The 17,394-nt window shown below is 44.8% G+C and carries 17 protein-coding genes; 9 read left to right on the top strand and 8 right to left on the bottom strand.

The features are described from left to right. The first annotated feature begins 36 nt into the window (after nucleotides 1-36). A complete protein-coding gene (gene argA, locus ACMXYW_RS01175) occupies nucleotides 37-1,374 on the top strand; it encodes an amino-acid N-acetyltransferase (RefSeq protein WP_415886642.1) in 1,338 nt (445 codons plus the stop codon). On the opposite strand, the gene ACMXYW_RS01180 is transcribed toward argA, so the two are convergent. The 4 genes from ACMXYW_RS01180 to ACMXYW_RS01195 all read right to left on the bottom strand — a co-directional run bounded on the left by ACMXYW_RS01180 (nucleotide 1,371) and on the right by ACMXYW_RS01195 (nucleotide 4,248). Next, nucleotides 1,371-2,732: an ATP-binding protein gene (locus ACMXYW_RS01180; RefSeq protein ID WP_415904924.1), complete on the bottom strand. Its 1,362-nt coding sequence runs from the start codon at nucleotides 2,730-2,732 to the stop codon at nucleotides 1,371-1,373. The genes argA and ACMXYW_RS01180 overlap by 4 nt on opposite strands. Before the next feature lie 9 nt (nucleotides 2,733-2,741). After that, on the bottom strand, nucleotides 2,742-3,431 hold the full coding sequence (locus ACMXYW_RS01185) for a response regulator transcription factor (protein WP_415886645.1): 690 nt from the start codon (nucleotides 3,429-3,431) through the stop codon (nucleotides 2,742-2,744). Nucleotides 3,432-3,444: 13 nt separating this feature from the next. Beyond that, complete coding sequence (locus tag ACMXYW_RS01190; protein ID WP_415883179.1) at nucleotides 3,445-3,708, bottom strand: PepSY domain-containing protein; 264 nt, start codon at nucleotides 3,706-3,708, stop codon at nucleotides 3,445-3,447. 294 nt (nucleotides 3,709-4,002) lie between these two features. Beyond that, the gene (locus ACMXYW_RS01195; RefSeq protein WP_415883180.1) at nucleotides 4,003-4,248 is read right to left on the bottom strand and encodes a hypothetical protein; all 246 of its coding nucleotides are present in this window, start codon (nucleotides 4,246-4,248) and stop codon (nucleotides 4,003-4,005) included. 230 nt (nucleotides 4,249-4,478) lie between these two features. Here ACMXYW_RS01195 and ilvD point away from each other — a divergent pair, with 230 nt between their 5' ends. Beyond that, entirely contained in the window at nucleotides 4,479-6,320 is a 1,842-nt protein-coding gene (ilvD, locus tag ACMXYW_RS01200) for a dihydroxy-acid dehydratase (protein WP_415904925.1), read from the top strand. Between the two features lie 94 nt (nucleotides 6,321-6,414). On the opposite strand, the gene ACMXYW_RS01205 is transcribed toward ilvD, so the two are convergent. Genes ACMXYW_RS01205 through nfsA form a run of 3 tightly spaced genes read right to left on the bottom strand, consistent with a single transcriptional unit; the run spans nucleotide 6,415 to nucleotide 9,177 of the window. After that, on the bottom strand, nucleotides 6,415-7,161 hold the full coding sequence (locus tag ACMXYW_RS01205) for a sulfite exporter TauE/SafE family protein (RefSeq protein WP_415904926.1): 747 nt from the start codon (nucleotides 7,159-7,161) through the stop codon (nucleotides 6,415-6,417). Nucleotides 7,162-7,172: 11 nt separating this feature from the next. Beyond that, nucleotides 7,173-8,405 carry an EAL and HDOD domain-containing protein gene (locus ACMXYW_RS01210; protein ID WP_415904927.1) on the bottom strand — a complete coding sequence of 411 codons (1,233 nt, stop codon included), beginning with the start codon at nucleotides 8,403-8,405 and terminating at the stop codon, nucleotides 7,173-7,175. Nucleotides 8,406-8,439: 34 nt separating this feature from the next. Beyond that, on the bottom strand, nucleotides 8,440-9,177 hold the full coding sequence (gene nfsA / locus ACMXYW_RS01215; protein WP_415904928.1) for an oxygen-insensitive NADPH nitroreductase: 738 nt from the start codon (nucleotides 9,175-9,177) through the stop codon (nucleotides 8,440-8,442). 183 nt (nucleotides 9,178-9,360) lie between these two features. Here nfsA and ACMXYW_RS01220 point away from each other — a divergent pair, with 183 nt between their 5' ends. The 4 genes from ACMXYW_RS01220 to ACMXYW_RS01235 are packed head-to-tail and all read left to right on the top strand — an operon-like array spanning nucleotide 9,361 to nucleotide 12,528. After that, entirely contained in the window at nucleotides 9,361-10,044 is a 684-nt protein-coding gene (locus tag ACMXYW_RS01220) for a TIGR04282 family arsenosugar biosynthesis glycosyltransferase (protein ID WP_415904929.1), read from the top strand. Between the two features lie 17 nt (nucleotides 10,045-10,061). Further along, nucleotides 10,062-10,973 (top strand): radical SAM protein, encoded by a 912-nt coding sequence (locus ACMXYW_RS01225; protein ID WP_415904930.1) that lies wholly within the window; start codon nucleotides 10,062-10,064, stop codon nucleotides 10,971-10,973. Nucleotides 10,974-10,982: 9 nt separating this feature from the next. Continuing rightward, nucleotides 10,983-11,831: an MTAP family purine nucleoside phosphorylase gene (locus ACMXYW_RS01230; RefSeq protein ID WP_415904931.1), complete on the top strand. Its 849-nt coding sequence runs from the start codon at nucleotides 10,983-10,985 to the stop codon at nucleotides 11,829-11,831. Further along, nucleotides 11,824-12,528 carry a hypothetical protein gene (locus tag ACMXYW_RS01235; protein ID WP_415904932.1) on the top strand — a complete coding sequence of 235 codons (705 nt, stop codon included), beginning with the start codon at nucleotides 11,824-11,826 and terminating at the stop codon, nucleotides 12,526-12,528. Before ACMXYW_RS01230 ends, ACMXYW_RS01235 begins: the two co-directional genes overlap by 8 nt. Here the strand turns inward: ACMXYW_RS01235 and lpdA are convergent. Beyond that, nucleotides 12,519-14,654 (bottom strand): dihydrolipoyl dehydrogenase, encoded by a 2,136-nt coding sequence (lpdA, locus tag ACMXYW_RS01240; RefSeq protein ID WP_415904933.1) that lies wholly within the window; start codon nucleotides 14,652-14,654, stop codon nucleotides 12,519-12,521. The genes ACMXYW_RS01235 and lpdA overlap by 10 nt on opposite strands. A 221-nt stretch (nucleotides 14,655-14,875) precedes the next feature. Here lpdA and ACMXYW_RS01245 point away from each other — a divergent pair, with 221 nt between their 5' ends. Genes ACMXYW_RS01245 through ACMXYW_RS01255 form a run of 3 tightly spaced genes read left to right on the top strand, consistent with a single transcriptional unit; the run spans nucleotide 14,876 to nucleotide 17,373 of the window. Continuing rightward, on the top strand, nucleotides 14,876-15,616 hold the full coding sequence (locus ACMXYW_RS01245) for a hypothetical protein (protein WP_415893149.1): 741 nt from the start codon (nucleotides 14,876-14,878) through the stop codon (nucleotides 15,614-15,616). Beyond that, entirely contained in the window at nucleotides 15,609-16,400 is a 792-nt protein-coding gene (locus tag ACMXYW_RS01250; protein ID WP_415904934.1) for a glycosyltransferase family 2 protein, read from the top strand. Before ACMXYW_RS01245 ends, ACMXYW_RS01250 begins: the two co-directional genes overlap by 8 nt. Continuing rightward, nucleotides 16,390-17,373 carry a glycosyltransferase family 9 protein gene (locus ACMXYW_RS01255; RefSeq protein ID WP_415904935.1) on the top strand — a complete coding sequence of 328 codons (984 nt, stop codon included), beginning with the start codon at nucleotides 16,390-16,392 and terminating at the stop codon, nucleotides 17,371-17,373. The genes ACMXYW_RS01250 and ACMXYW_RS01255 overlap by 11 nt, the downstream gene beginning before the upstream one ends. The last annotated feature ends 21 nt before the right edge of the window (nucleotides 17,374-17,394 follow it).

Here is a 17,394-nt window from a genome sequence, read left to right on the forward strand (position 1 = left end):
TAGACTTAATCATTGAAAACTGCTTGTAGACTGACTGTGAACGACGACACTAAACAATACGTCAATTGGTTTCGCCACTCCTCTCCTTATATCAATGCGCATCGGGGAAATACCTTTGTGCTGATGTTGAGTGGGGAAACCGTTGCTGATCCTAATTTTGCCAACATCGTGCATGATATCGCCTTGCTGAATAGCTTAGGTGTGCGCTTGATTCTGGTCTACGGGTCGCGACCACAGGTCGAAGAACAGCTTGCACAAAAGCAGTTAACGACACGTTTGCATCATCACCTTCGCGTGACCGATCAAGAAACCCTGACTTGTGTCATTCAAGCCTCCGCTATTGTGCGGGCAGAAATTGAAGCGAGATTGTCTTTGGGGTTGCCTAATACGCCGATGGCCGGTGCGCGCATCAAGGTTGTTTCTGGCAACTTTGTGACAGCGAAGCCCGTTGGTGTGCTGGACGGTGTTGATATGGCTCATACCGGTGAAGTTCGTCGCTTAGATCATGATGCCATTACCCAGCAGTTAGATGATGGCAATATCGTTCTACTTTCTCACTTAGGCTACTCACCAACCGGTGAAGTATTCAATCTATCAGTTGAAGATGTAGCGACGGCTGCTGCCAGTGCTTTAGATGCTGACAAGTTGATTTTGTTTGGTGCGGATCAAGGTGTTTTGGATAGCTCGGGCAAATTGCGTAGTGAGTTATTGACCCGCAAGGCTGAACGCTTGGTTGGACAGTATTTATCGTCATTGGAAGATACAGACCAACCACATACGGAAATGTCGCGTCATTTAGAAGCCGCAGTTGCTGCTTGTCGCAAGGGTGTGCGTCGTTGCCATCTTATCAGTTATAAAGAAGATGGTGCTTTACTAGGTGAATTATTTACCCGTGATGGTTCGGGTACTATGGTGCTGCAAGATTCCTACGAACAGCTTCGCTCTGCAACGATTGAAGATGTAGGTGCGGTGTTAGAGTTGATCCAACCTTTAGAGCAGGATGGCACCCTGGTAAGGCGTTCGCGTGAAGTCTTAGAAAATGAGATCGAACGTTTCACGCTTATCGAACGCGATGGCGTGGTGATTGGCTGTGCTGCTCTATATCCGTTCCCAGAAGACCAGATGGCAGAGTTGGCTTGTGTGGTCGTTTCGTCAGAATATAAAGGGGCTGAACGAGGCGATAAGCTGCTCAAAGCGATTGAACAGCAAGCGCTGCAGCACAACCTTAAGCAGGTGTTTGTGCTGACAACTAAGACGGCACATTGGTTTGTTGAGCGTGGTTTTGTCGAAACCCCTGTGGATAACTTGCCGGGTGAGAAGAAAGCGCTGTTTAATCTCCAGCGCAATTCCAAAGTGTTTATGCTTAATCTTTAACTTGGGAAGTGAATTACAAAGCAGGCTCCGCCAAGTGGGGAGTCTTTCACTTCAATCTGACCTTGGTAGCTACTGATAATATCGGTGGCTACAGATAAGCCAATCCCTTGTCCTTGAATTGACGTATCCAAGCGAGCGCCGCGTTGTAAAATGACTTGGCGCATCTCTGGTGTTACTCCGGGGCCGTCATCACAGATGGTTATTTTTAACTCTCGATCAGATTGTGATGCAGAGATAGCAACCTGACTATGACCGTACTTAAACGCGTTTTCCATGATCATACCCAACACTTCCATGAGATCGCGTTCATCCCCAAAGAAGGTCAGGTTTTCTGATAAAGATGTTTCAGTAACAACATTTTTATTTCGATAGACTTTGCCAAGAGCCGAGAGCATTCGTTCTATGATGGGCTCAACAGGGACCGCTTTACCAAGCGGTTTATTCTGACTTTTCACTGCACGGCTTAGCTGGTACTGAACAATCTGATCCATTCGTTCCACTTGCTCAGATACCAGAGATTGATAAGTGTGCAGTTCGTGCTCTTCTAGCTCCGCGCCACGCATTACCGCAAGTGGGGTTTTCAGACTATGAGCTAGATCCCCCAAGGTATTTCGATAACGTTCTCGCTGTTTACGCTCACTCTCAATTAAGCCGTTAAGGTTAGTGGTTACCGGTTCAACTTCATCAGGGTAAAGGCCTTTAAGTTTCTCCGCTTTACCAGCTTCAATCGCCTTAAGATCTTTAGCGAGTCGCCTTAATGGTGTTAAGCCCCAACTGAGGATGAAGGTTTGCGCCAATAGCGCAACGAGGAAAATGATGCCAAGCCAAGCCGTTAACTGTTGGTTATAAGCTTGGATATCGCGAATCACGAGATCATCTGATTCCATTACAGTAAACAGAAATGACTTTTCTTTGCCTGCTGTTTCCCAAATGATGCGTAGTTGGAATCGGTAGAGTTGTGCCTCTTCCAAATGTTCAAACCTCGGCTCGCCAGTGGTTAATCCGCTAAGGTTTATCACTTCAGAAAGCTGAGGGTCGTCTAGAAGTACAGATGATAGAGAACGCCAGAGAATATTGCCCTCTTGATCATGTATAGCGGCATATAAACCGGAATTAATCTGTTCGTAGCGAGGTTCCTGTAATCGCTCAGGGAAGAGAATATGATCCTCTTTCAGTTCTACTGCACCAAGGAGCAGGTAAACCTGTAGCTGCAAACGGTCTCTCACCGAGTTTTCTAAACTGCTGTGGTAAGCCTTGCTCAAGGCTAATCCTGCAATAAGAAGAACGATTGGAAGAATGACTGCTGATGCAATCAACAGTCGCCCCTGCAATGACTGCAGGGGAGATCGAATATTCACGAACTATCCTTAGTCGTTTGGCTGATCAGTTGTGAGGGCGAAACGGTAGCCGAGCCCGCGTACGGTAGTGATCGGCTGTAACTCTTGATCAGGGTCCAGTTTCTGACGTAAACGACGGATAAATACTTCCAGTACATTACTGTCGCGGTCGAAGTCCTGGTGATACAAGTGTTCAGTTAACTCGCTCTTTGAAATGGTCTTGCCTGTATTTAATACCAAGTATTCGAAGGTGCGATACTCATAGCTTGTTAGCTTAACCGGTTCGCCGTTGCGGTAAACAACGCGGCCAGTGGTATCGATTTTGAGCGGGCCAAACTCAAGCACAGGTTTCGCGTGACCTGCTGCTCTGCGTAATAAAGCGTTTAGGCGTGCATGTAGCTCTTCCATATGGAAAGGTTTGACTAGGTAATCATCTGCACCTGCTTCTAAACCTTCTACTTTGTCTTGCCAGTCGCCGCGGGCGGTTAGAATGATAATCGGAAACTCTTTACCTTCTGCGCGCCATTTCTTGATGACTTCAATCCCAGAAAGCTTTGGTAGACCAAGATCGACTATTGCGAGGTCGTATGGATATTCTTGGCCCATGTATAGTGCCTCTTCACCATCAGCAGTTTCTTCAACTGTATAGTTGTTACCCTCTAAGGCAGTCGTCAATTGGCGGCGTAGATCTGGATCGTCTTCAACAACAAGTAACTTCATTGTATTTAACTCCTTATTTGGGGGTAATCACGGCGCCGCTTTTGGCGTCAATCAAGATATCTTTAACATGACCCTCTTTAACGAGGCGTATTTTAAAAACGGCACGTCCTTTAAATTCAGTAGTCTCTGTTTTTATTACTTCACCACCGCTTGCTTCAATCGCGGCGGTCATGGCTTGTTTGAGTGTTAATGGCGAATCGTCTGCCATTGCCACTGGTGCTAGGCCAGTCATTAGGCTTAGTAACAATACAGCATATCGAATCTGCTGCTTGAGCATGTGGGAAAACCTCATTGGTGCAGGTCACTATTCAGATTACACAAACAATAGAATATTAAGCCTTAGTATCTGACTCTCGGAAGAATGCAGAATGGGCCGTTTTTTCGTTAATTTCTAAGTATCCCGTACTATGGAATGGATAGTAAATAGTTCGTGTGACCAGATAAATTACTTATATAAAGAATTTATAGCCTAGCTTACGGGCGTGAAACTGTATCGAGTGTGAATGGTATTCTGTGAGGAGGGCCTCCCCACAGAGTTTTCCCAGAGAGAAATCGAGATACTGGGAGTAGATCAGTCTTTCTTTTGTTTTTCTTTTAATTGTCTAACCGAAAGAATGACAAAGCGAACGTTGTAAGCCATACCGATCGCAAGCGCAATCGCAGCAGTAACAATAAATATTTGGCCTAGGGAAGGGATTTTGAAAAACCACCCCACCCACAAGCAGATAATGCTGATGATGGCGATCGGAACGCCTGATTTGATGAAGAGTTGCATCCACTTGTCAGAGCGAATCTCTTTTTTATCTAAGTTGGACATGATTAACCTCTAACACAACTAAGCTGCCAAGATTAGAGTGCGGGCTTCGACTCTGCAAGGGCTGGAACATGCATAATTTTAATCTATTGGTCGGATTAGCCTCGTGCATTTGGTAACGCATTTCGTGGTATATGCTGTTGCGAACAAAGCAATATTGGAACGACGGTTTTCGCAACGGTTCTGTTATACTCGATAGCTAAGCAAAATTATTACAAACAAGGGTCATTGAAATGCCACAATATCGCTCAAAGACATCGACGGCAGGTCGTAATATGGCGGGTGCACGTGCTTTATGGCGTGCAACAGGTATGAAGGATGAGGATTTCCACAAGCCAATTATTGCTGTGGCAAACTCATTTACTCAGTTTGTTCCAGGTCACGTACATCTGAAAGACATGGGACAGCTAGTTGCTCGCGAAATTGAAAAGGCGGGTGGTGTTGCTAAAGAATTCAATACTATCGCAGTCGATGATGGTATCGCGATGGGTCATGACGGCATGCTTTACTCTCTGCCATCGCGTGACATTATCGCTGACTCTGTTGAGTACATGGTAAATGCACACTGTGCAGATGCTATTGTTTGTATCTCTAACTGTGACAAAATCACACCGGGCATGTTGATGGCGTCTATGCGTCTGAATATCCCAGTAATCTTCGTTACTGGCGGCCCAATGGAAGCGGGGAAAACTAAACTAGCTGAGCACAAGCTAGATCTAGTTGACGCGATGGTACTTGCAGCAGATCCAAATGCATCTGACGAAGAAGTGGATGCAGTAGAGCGTTCTGCGTGTCCTACTTGTGGCTCTTGTTCTGGCATGTTCACAGCGAACTCTATGAACTGCTTGGCAGAGGCTCTAGGCCTTGCACTTCCTGGTAACGGTACTGTAGTTGCAACTCACGCTGATCGTGAAAACTTGTTCCTAGAAGCAGGTCGTACGATTGTAGATTTGGCTAAACGCTACTACGAGCAGGACGATGAATCAGTTCTACCTCGCTCTGTAGGCTTTAAAGCGTTTGAAAACTGCATCACGCTTGATATCGCTATGGGCGGATCAACAAATACGATCCTTCACTTGTTGGCTATCGCTCAGGAAGCTGAGATCGATTTCACCATGGATGATATTGATCGTTTATCCCGTGTAGTGCCTCAGCTATGTAAAGTGGCGCCAAATACTCCTGATTACCACATTGAAGATGTTCACCGTGCTGGTGGCATTATGGGGATTTTGGGTGAGCTTGATCGTGCCGGTAAGCTACACACAGACGTTCCAACGGTTCATGCTCCGACAATGAAAGATGCACTGGATAAGTGGGATATCATGCGTAACCCAACTCCTGAAGTATTGGAGTTTTATCGTGCTGGTCCTGCGGGCATCCCAACTCAGACAGCATTTAGCCAATCTACTCGCTGGCCAACACTAGATGGTGACCGTGAGAATGGTTGTATCCGTTCATTAGAGAATGCGTTCTCTTTGGAAGGTGGTCTTGCTGTATTGAAAGGTAACATCGCGCTAGACGGCTGTGTGGTTAAATCTGCTGGTGTAGATGAGTCTATCCTTGTATTCGAAGGCCCTGCACACATTACAGAATCTCAAGATGAAGCGGTTCAGAATATTCTTGATGATAAAGTAGTAGCGGGCGAAGTTGTTATCGTACGTTACGAAGGCCCTAAAGGCGGTCCGGGTATGCAAGAGATGCTTTACCCAACGTCGTACATCAAGTCTAAAGGTCTAGGTAAAGCCTGTGCATTGCTGACTGATGGTCGTTTCTCTGGTGGTACTTCTGGTCTGTCGATAGGCCACGTTTCTCCAGAAGCTGCAGCAGGTGGTGCAATCGGTCTAGTTCGTAACGGCGATATTATCCGTATCGATATCCCTAACCGCACAATCGATGTACTGCTTTCCGATGAAGAGCTAGCAGAACGCCGTGCAGAGCAGGATAAGCTAGGCTGGAAGCCAGTTGAGGTTCGTCCACGTAAGGTTTCTGCTGCACTAAAAGCATTCGGTATGCTGGCAACATCAGCTGATAAAGGTGCTGTTAGAGATCTATCTAAACTGGAAGAGTTGTTCTAAATAGGCGTAGTTCTTCTAGATATGTAAAAAGGCAGCCTCGGCTGCTTTTTTTGTGTCTAACTACATGTAATAAATGTTCTTAACTACGAAAGGTTTAGTTGAGAAAGCTAGTGCCTGCTTGCCACAGTAATCGTAATGCTAGAATTGTAATAACGGTTTTGAAAAGCATTTTAAACTGCTTCTCTGGGATGCGGTTGAGCATTTTCAGCCCGAGCCAAGTGCCTACCATCCCACCTAAAATCATCAGTAAGATCAGTGGCAACCACTGCCAGAAAGCAAATCCCACAAAAGAAAATACAAATATTTTGAGTGAGTGCTGCATGCTCATGCAGGTGGCAAAATTGGCGGTACTACTGTGTTTGTCGTAATTTTGTCGATGTACTAAGCCGGCTACTAGTGGGCCGGTTGCACCAACAAATATGGAGGCAAAGGTTGTACCTGCACCTGCTATGACGAGGCCATTTCTACTCATCTGATGCGTACTAGGTTTTGGCCCCCAGACAAGGAAAAGAATAAACAGGGCAACGGATATTTGGATAAACGTCAGTGGTAGTTGTACTACGATGAGTGAGGCGAGTGCCGAGCCAATCAAAGCGCCGATACTAAAGCTAATTACCATCTCCCAGTCGATATGTTGTCGAGTGATAATGGCACGATTACCATTGGAACCTAGCTGAACAAGGCCATGAACAGGTATCAGTGCGGAAGCGGGTAGAAAAGAGGCAAGAATTACCAGAAGTAGGACACCTCCACCGATCCCCATAGCGGCAGTAATAAATGATGTCCCTGCTGCCGCGAATATGAGCAGCAGGGTGAGTTCGATATTCTCAATAATAGGCACGGATGAGCCTGTTATTTTTCACTTAGAGATTGCATTACTTGTTGTGACCAATTCAAACTGTGCCGGTATGCAACTTCATAATATTGCTGATCCAGTAAGAGGTCGATCTGCTCAAAGTTGCCATCCTCGTATTTGCTAACCTGTTCTAAAATCTGGCCAAGTTGACCTTCGTAACTGATTAGTGCAGCTTTAACGTCATTCTGTAAGGGCACTTGTTCTAGTAATTCAGGCAGCTCCATATCCAACAAAACATCCAGTTTTGAAAATAGCCCTGTTATGAAATTGTTGATAGGTTGGTCTCGGCCAAGCATCTCTGCAAGGAGTTCACACATTCGGCCGCGGATAAGCATACTGCGAGTTAATTCGACAGGTTTCTCTTGAGTGTCTGTTACGAGGAACAAGCTAACCCATTTACGGATCTGCTCAAAACCAAGTAGGCTAATTGCGTGGGAGAGGGATTCTATTTCACGATTAAGGTTAAAGGCAGCTGAATTTACAACTCTTAAGATCCTATAGGTCAGTAAAGGGTCATTAATGACTAGCTGCTCTACAGATTGAGCTGTGGCTGTTGGGCTTTGAAGCTCAACCATCATCTGTAAAAGGAGCATCTTACTGCTACCCAATTTTTTTCCTTTAACTGGTTCGGGTTTGCTTAAGAAGTATCCTTGGAAAAGAGAAAAGCCAAGTTCATAGCATTTTCTGAACTCTTCTTGTGTTTCAACTTTATCCGCTAAGAGCTCTAAATGGTAAGGGCGAAGTTTCTTAACTAGTTCGGGAATAGATTCCGTGGAAATAGATTGGATATCTATCTTAAGAATGTGGACTAAATTCAAAAGAGGATCAAACTTAGTGTCTGGCTTGTAATCTGAGAGAGCCAGTCTGTAACCCAATTGATTAAGTTCTCTTACTCTTTCTATAAATTCTGGAGAAATCTCAGAATGGCTCAGCACTTCAAGTACAAAGTGTTCCTTGGGAAGTTCTGGAAAATGCTCAGACATGATGGTTTTGTCTGTTAGCTTAATATAGCAAGGTAGAGATCTGACTTCCCCTTCCTGACATATGCTAGCGTATGTATTTAGAATGACCGAAGAGGTTGCTAAGTGATCGCTAAACTTGCGTTCAGTTGCTTCATCATCCCCTCTATATAGTAGGGCATACGCAACAACATCCTGGCTTTTATTAAAAACAGGTTGTCTTGCTAGTAATAGATCTAATGACTCTTCAGTATCGATTTCGCCGCTCATTGTCCTCTCCGAACCTCTGAGTTGTTTCTGAGGCTTATTTTTTTAGGAATCCGCGTGATTGTAGAAAAGAAAGCATATGAGGGCGAGCCTCTTTTTGTAGCATCCCTGAAATTTGCTCGCTCCAAGTCATATCCTTTTGACCGCCAGTACGACTCTTATAATACGCTTGTACGTTTTGGTCGTAAGCAGCAATGAGATCTTTATCTTGGCTGTCGTCGTATTGATCATGTTTCAGCACGACGTCCAATGGTAAACGAGGTTTAACTTCAGGGTCTTGATCAGGGTCACCAATGCACATGCCAAATACAGGGTAGACCAGTTCTGGTAGGTTTAATGCGTCAGATACTAGATCAATCTTATTCCGCAAACCGCCAATATAAACCACACCGAGATTTTCGGATTCTGCTGCAATGGCAACATTTTGAGCAAATAAGCCGCAATCGACTGTGGCAGTAATAAATTGTTCGGTAAATCCAGATAGCATTTCCGCATCGTGCATATCGCAACTTAGTTGATGGCGTTTCATATCTGCACAGAAAACTAGGAACGTTGGTGCTTCTTTTACATAGGTCTGATTGCCCGCCCATTCCGCTAGTGAAGCACGCTTGTCTGGATCATTAACTTGGATGACGGTGCAAGCCTGAATAAAGCTTGAAGTTGCAGCTGCTTGACCTGCTTGAACAAAACGGTTGATCTGTTCTTGGCTCACCGGTTTATCAGTGAACTTTCGGATAGAGCGATGTGCGTTAAGAAGTTGGATAACCTGATTCATAGCAGCCCTTTAATAAAAACTTAAAGCTTGAGTTGTATCACAGCCTTGGTTTTAGCAGAAGGGTGGTAGCGTATTAACTTTAGCTATGGTTTGGAATGTGTTTTCCTTGAACTATCGCGTTAAGCTTAGGTCTATCAATTAGTTAGGTTAAATCAAAAACTTGAATCAAGGTTACTCCTGTATATGAGCAAAGCTCCCACTCTATTAATCTTTTGCAAGCAGCCTCGTATTGGGCAGGGTAAACAACGCATCGCGGCCTCATTAGGTGCAGAAACAACTTTTGAGATTGCCAAGGCTTTGTTGCAGTGTGCACTCGAGGATGCTGATGCTTGGTCGGGTAGGGTTGTACTATCCCCCGCTTCTGTTGATGAGGTTGAGTGGGCAGAGGGATTACTGGATGGTGAGCACGTTCAGGTGATTCCACAGCCATCGGGTAATCTTGGCGAAAGGATCAATACAGTTGATCAACGTTTGAGAGAGCAAGGTCATCAAAACATAGTGACTATCGGGACAGATGCACCGATTTTAACCTTGGATCTTCTTCATCAGGTTTGCCATCAGATGGCTGATTATGATGTTGTTTGCAGTAAGGCCGATGACGGAGGTGTCACCGTGATGGCTTCAGGGGTTGCATGGCCGGATATCGAAGCACTGCCTTGGAGTACTGAGCATTTAGCGCAAGGGCTTGAAGAGTGTTGTTTAGGTGCCGGGCTGTCAGTGGGCTATATCGCACCGACTTATGATATTGATCTTGAAGCAGATCTGGTGCGATTGATCGAGGATCTTAAATCGGATCAGCGGATAGCAAGACAAGCATTACTGCAGTTGATTACGCCTATAGTGAATAACAGGATGGTTACTAGTTAGGAATAGACAGGTCATTTATGCAGCGTATCCATACGGAAAATTGGTATAAGACCCCGCAAGGTGAGGAGCGGGGCTATATCGATCCTTTTACATTACGTGAATTATGGTTTCACACTGGTACTGCATGCAATTTGCAGTGCCCTTTTTGTTTAGAAGGCTCAGCACCTGGCGATAAACGTTTGGAGCTGGTTAAGTTTGAAGATGTGAAACCTTACATCGATGAAGCTCTGGAACTTGGTGTTGAGCAGTTTTCATTTACCGGAGGTGAGCCGTTCCTCGCTAAACAGCTGATCAAAATATTAGCGTATGCCTCCCAGTTTAAGCCTTGTCTTGTGTTAACCAATGGGACCGAAGCCATCCAAAAACGGATGGCAGAGGTTGCGACATTAAACGAGTCGAACTACCCCGTGAGTTTTCGGGTAAGCCTAGATAAGCCTACAGCAGCAGAACATGATGCGGGGCGAGGAGAGGGTAATTTTGTTAGCGCCCTTAACGGCCTAAAGCAGCTATATGATCTAGGGTTTCATATATCTGTCGCTCGGCATATGGATAAAGAGGAAGATAAAGCGTCGGTTGATGAAGCATTTAAAACACTCTTTGTTGAATACGGTTTACCTCGCGATCTGAACTTGGTCGCATTCCCTGACTTTGCCACACCGGGGAGCCTTCCTCAGGTACCTCAGGTAACTACAGCATGTATGACCACTTACCAAACGGAAGAGAGCCGCAAAGATTTTATGTGCGCTTTTAGCAAAATGGTGGTGAAGAAAAATGGTCAGATGCGCGTCTATGCTTGTACGCTGGTGGATGATGACGAAGAGTACGATTTGGGCGGTAGCTTAAGAGAAAGTTTAGAGCACAGAGTAAGCATGAAGCATCATCGCTGTTATAGCTGTTTTGCTTACGGTGCGTCTTGTAGTGAAGGATAAGGAGCGAGTGTGTTAGGAATCATTGGTGGTACAGGTATATATCAGTTAGAAGGGTTAGAAGTTACGGGAGAGCATGAGATAGAGACACCTTTCGGTTCCCCTTCTGCCCCTATTCTGCAAGGTCGGATGGGGGAAAAAGATCTGTTTTTCCTACCACGTCACGGTCGTCGTCATGAGTTACTGCCCTCGGAAGTAAATTACCGTGCAAATATCTGGGCTCTAAAGAAGCTTGGCGTGACGCAGGTAATCGGTTTATCCGCTGTCGGCAGTCTGCAAGAAGAGATAAAGCCGGGTGATCTATCGTTGCCGGATCAGTACTTTGATTTTGTAAAAGGTAATCGTGAGAAGAGCTTTTTTGGTAACGGTTTAGCAGCCCATGTATCCACTGCCGAGCCTACCTCAAAACCTCTAGCTGATGCGCTGGAAAAAGCGGGTGAATCGGTAGGTATTTCCCTGCATCGAAATAAAACTTATGGCTGTGTAGATGGGCCGCGATTAGGTACTAGAGCCGAAAGTTTCTTCTTACGAGGCGCCGCGGGTTGTGACTTAGTTGGGATGACCAACGTTCCCGAAGTATTTTTAGCAAAAGAAGCGCAGATCAGTTATTGCACTATCGCTATAGCGACCGATTATGATTGCTGGATGGATGATCCTGCGCATCATGTGAGTGTAGAGCAGGTGATTGCCCGTTATGGTGCAAGTTTAGAAAAAGCAAAGGCAGTTCTCACAGCCTTTATTCATAGCCCAGAAGAAGCGTTTGAGTGTACTAGCCGTAGCAGTTTGGCATCTGCTGTATTAACGCCGCGCGACAGCTTGAACCAATCCCAGAAAGAGCTATTGGAACTGTTGAGTGCCTAAGCCTTTTCTCTCTGTCATTATTCCTGTGGGGCCTATAGAAGAAGAGGCCCCTCAGGGATTGTTGCAAGACTTACAACACCTCCCTGACGGCGCTGAGCTGATTTTTGTAGTGTGTCAGCAAGCTCAGCTTGCATTAGCTCAGAGTTGCACTTCCTTATCAAATTACTCGGTAAAGTGGTTTTGCACTGAGCCTAGTCGAGCCATACAGATGAACCGCGGAGCAAAAGAGGCTAGGGGAGAGTATCTTTGGTTTCTTCACTTGGATAGTCGATTCGAAAGCGGTTTAGTATCCAGCTTATTGGGTAATTTAAAGCGTTATCCTGAACGTCTGCATTATTGTTCACTCGCTTTTATTGCTGATGGGCCCTCTGTGATGCCTATCAATGCGCTTGGTGCGAACCTTCGGTCTCGGATTTTAGGGGTGCCCTTTGGCGATCAGGGCCTTTTAATCTCCAAGTTCTTATTTGAACAGGTAGGCGGGTACCCAGAGGCTGCCGCTTATGGCGAAGATCACCTGTTTGTTTGGTATGCGCGTCAGCAGGGCATAAAACTGAAATGCTGTTCAGTTCCTTTATCTACCAGTGCGCGTAAATATGAAGATAAAGGCTGGTTTAAAATCACCTGCCTTTATCAGAGATTATGGTTAAAACAGGCTTGGCCTGAATTTATCAGATTAGTAAAACAGCGTTACTTTTGACCACGTTCCCAACGGTGAAATTTCGCTACCCAGTCCAGTAGTTTTTGAGGAGCGTTTGCCCGCTTCCATTCACCAGCCGTGTACTTGTTAGCCTCGCTCATGGTTGGGTAAATATGAATAGTGCCTAAGATTTTGTTAAAGCCTAAGCCATGCTTCATGGCGGTGACAAATTCGGTGATAAGTTCGCCCGCGTGCGGCCCCACGATGGTTGCCCCAAGAATTTTATCTTTGCCCGGAACTGTTAGTACCTTAACCTTACCGTGATTGTCACTGTCAGCTATTGCTCTATCTAATTCTTCAAGATCAAAGCTGGTGACTTCGTAGGCGATATTCTGTTCTTTGGCTTCTAACTCGTTCAAACCCACACGTGCGACTTCTGGATCGGTGAAAGTTGCTGCGGGAATGACCGAGTAATCCACCTTAAACTTCTTGAAACGACCGAACAGAGCGTTTACTGCTGCATACCAAGCTTGATGAGCTGCGGCGTGTGTGAACTGGAATGGGCCCGCTACATCACCACAAGCATAGATATTCGGGTATTTTGTTTGTAAGTACTCGTTTACTTCTAGAGTTCCGTCAGCTTTGGTTTGTATGTCTAAATTTTCTAAGCCAAAGCCGTTCACATTAGCTTGTCGCCCAGTCGCAACCAAAAGCTGATCGAAGGGAATCTCTTCCATCTGGCCTTTATGTTCGCTAACAAGGTACTTGCTTCCCTCTCGTTCTACAAACTCCAACATTTTTCGATTGCCTAATACATTGATACCTTCCTGATCAAAGCGCTGACTAACCCAGTCAGAGATGTCTTTGTCCTCTTTGGGCATAATGTGATCGCCACGTAAAACGATGCTCACTTCAGAGCCAAAACGAGCAAAACATTGACTTAATTCGCAGCCTATTGGGCCGCCGCCTAGCACTAACAGGCGTTTCGGTAATTCGCGTATCTGCCAAAGGTTATCTGAAGTCAGTGGCTGCATGGCTTCTATGTTTTTGATTGCAGGGATGCGTGGTCTAGCACCTGTGGCAATTACAATATTCTTGGTCGTAATGATCTCTCCGTTTACGACCACTTCATAGGGGTTAAGAATGGTTGCGCTGCCGGTCACGCAATCGACGCCTAGTCCTGTATAGCGTTCAATCGAGTCATGAGGTTCCACTTGTTCAACGACTTTGGATACCCGCTCCATAACATCGGCGAAATTGAATTTCACCTCGCTGTGTTCAATGCCGTATTCCTGACTACGTTTGCTATCCGCTACAAATCGAGCAGAACGAATCAGAGCTTTTGAGGGTACACAGCCGGTATTTAGGCAGTCGCCTCCCATCTTATGCTTTTCAACCAAACTGACTTTGGCTTTTACTGCTGCTGCAATGTAAGAGGTGACTAGTCCGGCAGAACCAGCTCCTATAACAACGATATTAGTGTCGAATGTAGAAGGCTTTTGAATACCGGCATAGACCTGTTTGGCTTTAAGTAGATCGATCACTTTCTTAGCAATCAGTGGGAATAAACCTAATAAAGTAAATGACAGTAGGATCCCTGGAGACAAAATACCTGAGAGCGATTCTAACTGACCTAGTTGTGTGCCTGCGTTTACATAAACGGCAGTCCCCGCCAGCATACCTACCTGGCTTACCCAATAGAATGTCCACGTCTTGATTGGGGTTAGACCCATACCTAGATTGATCATAAAGAAGGGGAAGATCGGCACTAATCTCAAGGTAAAGAGGTAGAAAGCACCTTCTTTCTCCATGCCCGCATTGAAAGAATGTAGCTGCTTACCAAATCGGTTTTGAATGTTTTCCCTAAATAGAAAGCGGGAACAGAGAAAAGCCAAAGTTGCTCCGATGGTACTGGCGAAAGATATGATGAGTAAGCCGGTAACGAGTCCAAATAGTGCACCGCCAATCAGCGTCATAATGGCAGCACCGGGTAAAGACAGTCCTGTAACGAGCACATACAGCCCAAAAAAGATCGCTACTGTCTTGATTGGGTTCTCAGCGTAATACTGTTCGAAGCTCGTTTGATTACTTTTGATAAAGTCCAAATTTAAGTATTGGGCCAGATCAAATATAAAGAAGGCCGCAATTGCACTTAGGATAACGAGGAGTAGAGGTAGCTTTTTCATCAATAATATCTACTTAAATTCAGAAGCTTCTAGGACATAGATAAAATAGGAAAGTTTCAATTTACCTATGTATCTTAGGAGTAAATCAATGATATGAATAAATCAGCTTATGTTAAACTGCGCCTAAATCCGTTGTTTTAATTTTAGAAAAGGCCTATGCCTTTTGAGCCTAAACGGTAGCGCATTGATCCTGTTTAGGCCATTGAGATGCATCTAACCTTATGAAATCAGTTGTAAATCCAAATTGTCAGCGCTTTAGTGCGATTTTGAAAGATGTGCCTGCTTTGTTTGATAGCAGTGATGCATCCATTCATAAAGCCCGGAATGAACTGAAGATAGTTGATTGCTTGGATGAATCATTGGTCTTGAAGTCTTTCAAAGTGCCGAACTTACTAAGGCGTTGTATCTATACGTACCTTAGGCCGAGTAAAGCTGAAAAATCTTATCAGAACTCTCTGTTATTGGGTGACTTTACGCCAACACCTGTTGCCTATGTTGAGTACTTTGACGGTGGCTTAATTTCTAATAGTTATTTTGTCAGTGAGCATTACGCTTATGATTTTACGATCCGTGAGCCCTTACTGGACTTAGATTTTCCGGATCGACCGGAAGTGTTTAAAGCATTTGCGAGGTTCTCTTTAGCGCTGCACGAAGCTGGATTTTTCCACAAAGATTATTCGCCGGGTAATATCTTGATCCGAAAACTCGCTGATGGTGGATATGAGTTTAAGATTGTTGATGTTAATCGCATGCTACAACTTGAGCTTGATAACGAAATGCGAGCACGGGGTTTTGAAAAACTCTGGGCGAGAGACGAAGATTTAGATGTTATTGCAAAAGAGTACGCTCAACATAGCACTGTTTCTGATGATTTTGCAGAGCAGGTAAAGCTCTTTTCTAACAAGAATAAACGCTTTAAGAACTTCAAGAAGCGCTTAAAAGGTAAGCCCGTTAATGACTAATATCGACCATATCTCATGCGTTATTATCGTTAAAAATGGCGCAGAAACTATTGTTCCTGTTTTGGAGGCTTTGGCCTGCTTTACCGATGTGGTGATCTATGACAATGGATCGGATGATGGCACGCAATCACTAGTTTCCAGCTTCGAGAATGTAAATTTGGTCGAAGGGCCATTTTTAGGTTTTGGTGAAACGAAACAACGTGCTGCCAGTTATGCTAAGCATGACTGGGTGCTGTCATTGGATGCGGATGAAGTGCTTGCAGATGAGTTTATCTCCGCATTGGCACAACGCTCATTAGACTCTGATAAAGTTTATTCAATTACGCGCAGTAACTTTTACAAAGAGCGTGAAGTTAAGCATTGTTGGGGCAAAGATGTGATCGTGCGTCTGTATGATCGTACCAAGACCAACTTTAATAGCAGTAAAGTGCATGAACTGGTTGTTACCGAAGGCTTCGAAGTAGAAAACCTAGCAGGTACCGTTCGTCACTATCCTTATCAGAATATCTCTCAGTTCATCGTTAAGCTTGATAAGTACTCCTCTCTTTTTGCAGAAGATAAGCAAGGCATAAAGAAGTCTTCACCACTGAAAGCTAGCTTGAATGGCATCTACTCATTCTTTAAAACCTATTTCTTAAAGCGTGGTTTTATGGATGGGTCTGCAGGATTGATTATCGCCTTTTCACACATGGCGACGAATTTTTATAAATATATGAAGCTATATGAACTGAATAAGGCTGCTAAAGATAACAACGGTAGGGTAGAAAGCGCCAATGACAACTAGTGTTTTAATTACTCGCCACGACAAAATTGGCGACTTCGTTGTTGCTCTGCCGATGTTCCAATGCCTAAAGGCAGCCAGACCAGAGCTGCGTTTGGTTGCTTTAGTGTCTAAGATCAATCTCAGTTTAGCGCAGCAGTTACCGTATATTGATGAGGTGATTGAGTATCAGCCTGATAACCTTGGTGCTACGTTATCTGCGGTAAAAAAAGCAAAGTGCTCTGTAAGTATCTCTGCGTTTATCGATTCACAATTAGGTTTTCTGTTATGGCGAGCGGGCATTCCTAAGCGCATAGGACCGGCGACTAAACTGGCACAAATCTGGTTTAACTGTCGAGTTAAGCAGCGTCGTAGTCAGGTGAAAAAAACTGAGTTTGCCTATAACTTAGATCTTCTTAAAGCGTTCGATCACCAAATCGAAACAGGTATACAGGCGCCTTTGTTTGGTTTTGCTAAGGCTGATTCAATTCGGGCTTTGGAAGCATTTAATGCGCAATATCAGTTAGAAAATGACCGCCCTATAGTTGCTTTTCATCCGGGCAGTGGTGGTAGTACAGATGGCAATCTAACGCTGCAAGATTATATCCGTCTTGCTCAAGCAGTGATTAAGCATGAAAAATATAGGGTTGTGCTTACCTTTGGCCCCGATGATGAATCGTTAATTGCTGAAGCAGAGGCTGCGCTGGGAGATCATGCCATTTTGCACCGATCGCAGGGTAGCGTTTATGACTTTGCTCTGCTGTTGAGTAATTTCTCTTTGTTTGTCAGTACGTCAACGGGCCCTATGCATTTAGCTGCAGGATCTAATCTTAAAACTATATCCTTCTTCGGTGATGTAAAGGTTGCTTCACCGGCGCGATGGGCTTCGGTCAATCAACCTGAAAACCAGCACAACTATACTGTCCCGCAAGACTATTCAGACGAACTGTACTCTGAAATTGAAGAAGATTTATTGCAATTAACGGGACAAGTTTGAAAACTATGTGTTTAGAAGGAG

This window comes from Neptuniibacter sp. QD48_55, from assembly GCF_047778115.1.
Lineage (GTDB): Bacteria > Pseudomonadota > Gammaproteobacteria > Pseudomonadales > Balneatricaceae > Neptuniibacter.